This is a genomic window from Pandoraea capi (genome assembly GCF_902459735.1).
GTDB classification, from domain to species: Bacteria; Pseudomonadota; Gammaproteobacteria; order Burkholderiales; family Burkholderiaceae; genus Pandoraea; species Pandoraea capi.
Map to the genome: position 1 here is coordinate 1 of NZ_CABPRV010000021.1, position 7781 is coordinate 7781.

At 54.0% G+C, this 7781-nt stretch carries 9 protein-coding genes; 8 read left to right on the forward strand and 1 reads right to left on the reverse strand.

Translation table 11 applies throughout. The features are described from left to right. From PCA20602_RS25855 to PCA20602_RS25410, 8 genes are all read left to right on the forward strand, one after another. The coding region (locus PCA20602_RS25855) for a hypothetical protein (RefSeq protein ID WP_217432507.1) at positions 1 to 191 on the forward strand (191 nt) is incomplete at its 5' end. Positions 192 to 1730: 1539 nt separating this feature from the next. Then, positions 1731 to 1952, forward strand: a complete 222-nt coding sequence (locus tag PCA20602_RS25380) for a DUF4224 domain-containing protein (RefSeq protein ID WP_150723556.1) — start codon at positions 1731 to 1733, stop codon at positions 1950 to 1952. 13 nt (positions 1953 to 1965) lie between these two features. Next, positions 1966 to 3024, forward strand: coding sequence for a tyrosine-type recombinase/integrase (locus PCA20602_RS25385; RefSeq protein ID WP_246182341.1), 1059 nt, complete (start codon positions 1966 to 1968; stop codon positions 3022 to 3024). 117 nt (positions 3025 to 3141) lie between these two features. Further along, positions 3142 to 3552, forward strand: a complete 411-nt coding sequence (locus PCA20602_RS25390; protein ID WP_150723558.1) for a very short patch repair endonuclease — start codon at positions 3142 to 3144, stop codon at positions 3550 to 3552. Beyond that, positions 3530 to 4837 (forward strand): DNA cytosine methyltransferase, encoded by a 1308-nt coding sequence (locus PCA20602_RS25395; RefSeq protein WP_150723559.1) that lies wholly within the window; start codon positions 3530 to 3532, stop codon positions 4835 to 4837. The genes PCA20602_RS25390 and PCA20602_RS25395 overlap by 23 nt, the downstream gene beginning before the upstream one ends. Then, positions 4818 to 5645: an endonuclease gene (locus tag PCA20602_RS25400; protein WP_150723560.1), complete on the forward strand. Its 828-nt coding sequence runs from the start codon at positions 4818 to 4820 to the stop codon at positions 5643 to 5645. The genes PCA20602_RS25395 and PCA20602_RS25400 overlap by 20 nt, the downstream gene beginning before the upstream one ends. A 290-nt stretch (positions 5646 to 5935) precedes the next feature. Beyond that, positions 5936 to 6157, forward strand: coding sequence for a hypothetical protein (locus tag PCA20602_RS25405; RefSeq protein WP_150723561.1), 222 nt, complete (start codon positions 5936 to 5938; stop codon positions 6155 to 6157). Further along, positions 6123 to 6899, forward strand: a complete 777-nt coding sequence (locus PCA20602_RS25410) for a reverse transcriptase domain-containing protein (protein WP_150723562.1) — start codon at positions 6123 to 6125, stop codon at positions 6897 to 6899. Before PCA20602_RS25405 ends, PCA20602_RS25410 begins: the two co-directional genes overlap by 35 nt. Positions 6900 to 7489: 590 nt before the next feature. On the opposite strand, the gene PCA20602_RS25860 is transcribed toward PCA20602_RS25410, so the two are convergent. Continuing rightward, positions 7490 to 7781, reverse strand: a 292-nt coding sequence (locus PCA20602_RS25860) for a hypothetical protein (protein WP_217432509.1), incomplete at its 5' end; no start/stop codon positions are given.

Sequence of the window (7781 nt, forward strand, 5' to 3'; positions counted from 1 at the left end):
ATTCCGGCAATTGCATCAACCGAAAGCCGGCAAGCCCACTAACTTACGAATGGTGTACTCCAAGGGGTAAGGTCAAAATCAAGAAAACGCTGAATCCATTCCGCAAGAATTTGCGAACGCCTATTTCGAGCAAATGGGTGACCTTGCCGATGAAGTTCTCAACGTGGCTCAACGACTGGACGATGATCTGAGTTTCGTGGGTGCGGCCGCGCTGATGCCGAGTTGAACCGGCTGGGTGGTCGCCGCAGTCGCGCTTGTGGATAGAGGGGCGTTACGAGTCCCGTTTGTCGGAGGCGTTGGCTGCGGCGACTCGATCCGAAGTGGGATCTGAGCGAGAGTGTTAAGCGTCGAGAGTGCGAGTGACTTGGTTACGCGCCTCGTTGTGACGGCTCGGTCATCGTTGGCATTCATGGCATTCATGGCGTTCACTTGGGCCTTCGCCTTTGCCTCTGCGCGTTGCATCGTCGCAGTTATCCAGCTTTCCGAATTTCCGGAGTGTCCCTAGTCGCTTGCTCGGCTGCGGGAGATGTGTGTCCGCTGGCTTCGTCGGTGCGTCCTGTCACTAACCAGAACGCGAACCGTGGCCACACTTGACCTATTGCCTCGAACATTTCGGATGTCGGACGTTGCAGACCACGGCAGACGTTTTGCCACCGCTTCGACGGTATGCCCGTGAAGTCCTCCATATCGCGCCAACATCGGTCTGCGTCGGTGACGTGCTCAATGAGCTCGCAAATACGCTCACGCATATCGGAATATCCCCAAATACCTTGCAAGCATGGAAACCTACAATTTAGGCAGACCTAATTTTTAGACATCGGCTGCTCGGTCCGTTGCCGTTGAACGCACACATCCGAATGCTTTCAGGAATTCGCCTTTGGACGGCCGAGAGACGACTGCTTGGTTGCTCGCATTGTAGCGTTGCACCTCTACGCAATTCGCGCCTGCCCGGCGCTCTTTATGACGAGCGCGTCGTTCGCGGCTCGTTCGTGACCGTCCACGTACGTTCTGAACACATTCAGGTGCCTGCCATTTGCACTGCGCAGTCACCGTTGATTTGGTGCGTTTGGTATTGGAGCGCGGTGTGCTCTATCGGTTGTTGTCTCGTCGATTGCGTGGAGTCCGTGCCGAGAGTTTCAGGGAAAGACGTTTGCATCGCTTTTCCGAGCCTGTGCAGATGAATCGCTTCCCCCGGGCTTTGGGTGGTCTAGCCAGATGTGGCGGGGTAGGGCATCCAGCGTCGGGAGTGTCGCTGCCGTGGCCGAAGCTGCGATTTCTTTCGAGTGCTTCTGCAGCGTCGGGGCCGTTGACGCGCGGCTCAGCGCGACTGGCGCGACCGAGCAGCGGGTAGTACCGGTCACGTTGGCCGGAGTGTTGCCGTTTGCGCGACCGCTATTCACTGGCAAACGGTTTTTTCTTTTGACTCTTGGAGTGGCGCGGATGGTGATGGTTAGGACGCTTCGGGCGACCGCCGCCGCCCGCAGGGTCGAGGACGGCGGGGGCGCGCGAAGCGCGCCCTAAATTTATATTCGTAACACTTAACGAGATAGGGCCGGGAAAGCCCTTCGGCGAGCGGGGAGGTGTATTGCAGGAGTGCTTGCGGGAGTAATGGATAGCGCGATGGCAGGACCAACGAATTTGCAACGTTTGTAGATTGAACAAGCAGGTGGTGTGTGGTTAAGGCAACGGACTACCTACATGCTGGAAATTGACAACGCGGGAGAACCGACATGGAGACATTCTTAACCCGGGAAGAGGTGCAATACCTGACCGGAAGGCAAATCAAGACAAAGCAGGCCGAGGCGCTCAGACGAATGGGTATTCCGTTCTTTCTGAACGCAGGTGGACGACCCATAGTGGCGCGAGTGGCTATCGAAGGCCGAGGTGGCGATCTGGTAGTTGGCAAGCCTCGATGGGCGCCTCGTGTACTGGAGGACGGACATGGGGCTTAAGCCGAGTGTGAATATGAATTTGCCGAAGGGCATGCGTGCACGAATGCAACGGAGCGGCCGCGTTTTCTACTACTACGACGCTGGCGGCAAACCGCGCCGCGAAATTCCGCTTGGTTCCGATTTCGTGCAGGCGGTGCGAAAATGGACCGAGTTTGAAGCAGATGCAAAGCCGCTTCATCGAAAGCTGATTACGTTCCGCTATGTCGCTGAGAGATATGTGAAGGAGGTCCTGCCGACGAAGGCGCACAAGACTCGGGAGGGAGATAGGGCAATGCTGGCGAAGCTCTATGCGTTCTTTGATGATCCGCCGGCTCCGCTGGACGAGATCAAGCCTATCAACGTCCGTCAGTATTTGGATTGGCGAGTGAGGAGCACTGTCGAAGCGCTCCGAGCCAACGGCAAAGACGCCAAGGGAACGGAGGGTCAAGTGAGAGCGAATCGAGAGAAGGCTCTGCTCTCGCACATCTGGAACAAGGCACGAGAGTGGGGGTACACAGATCAACCGAATCCTTGCGCAGGCATCAAGGGCTACAAGGAGCGTCCGCGCGATGTCTACATCGAAGACGACGAGTATCGTCTCATCCACACGCACGCTCGACAGCCATTACGCGACGCGATGGACTTGGCATATCTGACCGGCCAACGCCCTTCGGACGTATTGAAGATGAGTGAACGAGACATTTCTGACGGCCACTTGTTCGTTGAGCAAGCCAAGACGAGGGCAAAGCTGAGAATCCGGGTGACGGGGCGTCTCGAGGCAATTCTCGAACGCATTCGTCGGCAGAAAATCGGACAAAGTCCTCGCAGTATATTTTTGGTCGTCAACGAGCGAGGTAGGCGTATTGGGCTGAAATCGATACAAGCGATGTTTGTTGAGGCTCGCTCTGCGGCTGGTTTGTCCCGAGGCAAGGACTATCAGTTTCGAGATCTTAGGGCGAAGGCTGGCACAGACAAGGCAGAAGATGCAAAAGACATTCGCGCCGCTCAACTGCAGCTTGGACACACGAGTGTTACCACGACTGAGAGGTATATGCGTAATCGGCGTGGCGCGAAGGTCGAGCCGACGCGGTAGGAGCCTAGTGCTGCGCTAGCTCGACGATTGACCGCAAGTCCTCTTGGAGCCGACCGGGAGCAATATCGGACTGGTGCTCGAGCGGTGCAGTCTGTTGGAGGGTAAAATGCTTTCCCTATGGACAGGCTGTCGGCTGAACGCAGAAGCTGGCTCATGAGCAGGGTGGGGGGCACTAACACCACCCCGGAACTTGTTGTGCGTAAGTTGTTGTTTTCTCTCGGGTTTCGCTATCGTCTGCATGATGCAAGACTGCCCGGTCGCCCGGACATTGTGTTTCGCGGACGGTGCAAGGTAATTTTCGTAAACGGTTGTTTTTGGCACGGTCATGAAGGTTGCCGTTACGGTCGATTGCCAAAAAGCCGAATCGAATTTTGGGCTGCAAAGATTGAGCGAAATCGTGAGCGTGACCGTCAAAACGAAAAGCGTTTGCGTGAAATGGGTTGGTGCAGTCTGACAGTTTGGCAGTGTGAGTTGAAGAATCTCGAAGAATTGGCGAAGAAATTATATGACTTCCTTGAAGAAGAATAACCGCCCGGTAGGGATCGACCTGTTTGCGGGCGCGGGAGGCCTTTCGCTTGGCTTTGAGCAGGCGGGCTTCGATATCGCTGCGGCTGTCGAAATCGATCCAGTACATAGCGCGACACACGAATATAACTTTCCGGGCTGTACGACGATTTGCGGCAGCGTGGTGGATCTTACCGGCGCGGAAATTCGTGAGCGCGCGAAGCTGGGGGCGCGCGAGATCGACGTTGTTTTTGGCGGTGCCCCTTGCCAGGGCTTCTCGATGATTGGAAAGCGCGCGCTGGACGATCCACGAAACCAACTGGTTTTTCACTACGTTAGGTTAGTGAAGGAGCTTCAGCCGAAATACTGTGTGTTTGAGAACGTCAAGGGCCTTACGCTGGGCGCACACAGCAAATTTCTAGGCGAATTGATCGAGGCCCTGGGAGAGGCTGGTTACGACGTGCTTTTGCCGTATAAGGTTCTAAATGCGGCGGATTTCTCGGTGCCGCAAGATCGTCGTCGTTTGTTTTTGGTTGGGACACGAAAGGGGCTGAATTCCCCTCAGTACCCAGAGCCAACGGGGCGGGTGACAGTCGGTGAGGCAATCGGAGACCTTCCGGACGCCGATGAATTCGACGAGCTAAAAGTTCAGGATTTTGTGGCTACGACGTGGAAAACAAAGTCCGCCTATGCTCGGCGCTTGCGCGGCTTGGACTCAGACCCGGAAGACTACGGGTACCAGCGGAAGTTCGATGCAAGTGTGTTGACCTCCAGCATGCGGACGGAACACACGGACCTTTCCAAGAGTCGATTTATGGCGACGGAGGGTGGGAAGACCGAGCCGGTCAGTCGCTTCAGGAAGTTGGATGAAAAGGGGCTTTGCAACACCTTGAGAGCAGGTACCGATAGCGCACGTGGCGCTTTCACGTCCCCACGCCCTATTCACCCGTCGCGTCCCAGAGTGATCACCGTTCGTGAAGCTGCTCGTCTTCATTCGTACCCGGACTGGTTCCGATTTCACGTTACGAAGTGGCACGGATTTCGACAGATTGGGAATAGTGTTCCCCCTCACCTCGCTAGAGCGGTTGGACTAGAGCTGATGGCAGCGATGGGTAAGACCCCGACTAAGCCGACAGAAGTCATCGTTCGTCAAAATCCGTCGTTGCTTGAGATGGACATGAGTGCGGCCGCCAAACATTTCGGGGTGAAGAGTACCGTAATCGCGCAACGGCTTAGGAAAGCAGCAAAGCCGGAAGACGGCAAAAAATCGACCAACGCTGAAGAGACATATGCCACCGAAGAGTGCTGAACCAAAGGCTAAAAAGCGCCCCAACGGGTACGAGAGCATCATTTCCGCAATTTTCGAAGCCCATTATGTCGTTGGGGAGACGGAGTTTGAGTTCGAGCGAGAGGAAATCCGCTCCACCGCAGACTCGCTAGGAATCAAGGTTCCGGATAATCTCGGAGACGTGACGTACAGCTTTCGATACAGGCGCGACCTGCCATTGCAGATTCGTGAAACGGCTGCGGAAGGGATGGAGTGGATCATTCAAGGGAAGGGGCGCTCGAAGTACCTATTTAAGCAGGTGCGCCTAAGTCGGATCATCCCCCGCAGTGATTTGGTGACGATTAAAGTGCCGGATTCGACTCCGGAGATCATCGCAAAATATGCGCAAGGCGATGAACAGGCACTTCTTGCAAAGGTCCGATATAACCGTCTGGTCGACGTCTTCCTGGGGATTACCGCCTACTCGTTGCAGAATCACTTGCGGACCACTGTCAGTGGTATTGGGCAAATCGAGATTGATGAGATTTATGTTGGGCTTGACCGTTATGGGCGCCAGTTTGTCGTTCCAGTTCAGGCCAAAGGCGGGAATGACAAACATGGGGTCGTGCAGACGCAGCAGGATATCGCGTGCTGCAACGAGAAGTTCCCTCGCCTATTGTGCAGGCCTGTGTCGGCACAGTTCATGTCCAACGGTCGAATCGCGATGTTCGAGCTTTTTGTCGAGGACGACGAGGTAAAGGTGGTGGATGAACGGCACTATCAGTTGGTATCGTCAAACGACATCACCGACGACGATTTGCTCACTTATTCCACGCGCATTGCAAAATAATTGAGTCGCCGAGAAATGGCCGGTAGGGCACTCTGAGCATAAGTGCTTGCACTGTCGGCTTCGCGTCCAATTAAAATTATTCAGAAGCAGACGCGAATCACTTCATCCGCCTTCGCCGACGTATGAAATTGCATTTTTGCAGTCGAACCTGTTCGGGTTGACATGCTCTTGCATTGCGCATCGTATCTTGGTATCTTGACTGTTCCCGGCGATAGGCAGTTTCTGCGCCTATCCTCTACTCGGTCACTATGTGATTTCGATTACATGACATTATGGGATCCATATCATCCATGGTGCCATATAGTTTTGATTTTATGGTCATGCGCTTTGCGCTGGACAAGCCGGGATTGAGTGGAGAAGCTGATATGAAGAACTTTACCTTTCGTCAGCGTCTAGCTCTTGGGGTCCTGACCCTCGTCATCGAACTTGTTCGGCTGACGAAGGTTCTTGTCCTCTTGGGCTTGACCATTAATTACTATGGTGATGAGTCAAAGATGGGACTCGAAGTTTGAGTTAAAACCCGGAAAATGGGTCTATGTTCCTAATGCGGATACCATCGAGCGCGGTCGAGAAATAAAAAGACACATCGAAGACCGTTGGAAATCACCTTCGTATTTCTTTCATCTCAGAAGAGGTGGGCATGTCTCCGCGATGAAGAGCCACCTTGGGCAGAACTCCTTTGTTCATTTGGATATTCGCGATTTCTTCGGAAGTGTGAGCAGGACGCGCGTTACTCGATGTTTGAAGGGAATGTTCAGCTACGATGAGGCGCGGGAGATCGCAAATTTCTCTACCATAGTGCTGTCCAAAGATGGAAAGCGAGAGTTTTCGTTGCCATTTGGATTCGTTCAGTCAACTTTGCTCGCTAGCATTTGTCTGCACAAGAGTGCGCTAGGAGCGTGCCTTAAGCGCTTGGCTGGCGTCGAAGGGGTTAGAGTTAGCGTCTATGTAGATGACATCGTGGTTTCATCTACGCATCCAGATGTTTCCGAAGCGGCAATGGCGGAGCTTAAATCTGCAGCGGCTAGGTCTGGGTTCATACTAAACGAAGAGAAGGAGCAAGGTCCTGCTGCTTCTGTCTCAGCCTTTAATATCGCGCTTTCGAAATACGATTTGGCAGTAACGACTGCGCGGTGGAGGCAGTTCTTGGACGCATTGCGCATGGCTACTACTGAAAGTCAAAGCGAGGGAATTTTGGGGTACGTTGGTTCGGTAAATCCGGCACAAGCAAAATCGCTACTTGTTAGCATATGACGTTTGACGCCCTGTGCGTGAAGTTCGAGTGTGCCGTGATCAACCTATATCAGATGCTGCGTTTTTCTTGCCGCACCAGAGCTTGCCCCGTCATTTAACTAGTGCAGGCGTATCTAGCTTTAGAACGGCGTCACCCCACGTCTTAAATTGCACCGGGCCTTAGAGTCTGGGGATAATGTAACTGCTTTTCTGCTAGATTCCGGGCGTAGATTGTAGGTGCGAGGCCACCCGAGGATTTCTTTGATCGTTCGTTTGTGTGTTCCCGCCGCTCAACCTTGATCGCGACCTTGGCATGCGGCAGTCGGGTGAGCCAAATGCTCGTTGACTCATTTGGCTCGGAATAAACCATTGAGTGATTGGATATACGAATTTTGCTTTGCCTGACTCGATCAGATTGAGCTTTACCTCTCGAATGTGTGCCAAAGTCATCATGGCTCGTCCATGGAACTCTTTCCATCTGTCGAGTCGGATGCCTTCTGCAGGCGCGAGATGCTGCGCCACACAATCTAGGATGCGCGTCAGCGCGTGCCCGTAAATCACTCGCTCTGGCATGATGATGACTGCCTCATGCGCAGCATCATCAACCAACGTCAGATTCTTGATCGCATGGCCTTCCACTGATCAGTCGAACACGAAAATGCATCGATCAGATTTGAATGGCTGCCGGGGGATGAGTCAACGGTTGACGATACGAGACCGGCACCTTCGTTCGCTTTTCGGAATGGTTCGCACGTGGCGTGGATTTCCAGCGGCAATTCCGCAGACAGTTTCTTCAGCCGGACATTCTCTGGCTCGCTCTCCCTAACAGGCTGTTGAAATAAACCCCGCTGATGCGCGGCCCTCCCTTCCAAAGAGCCGCCGTGCCGGCTTGGTTCACGTTGA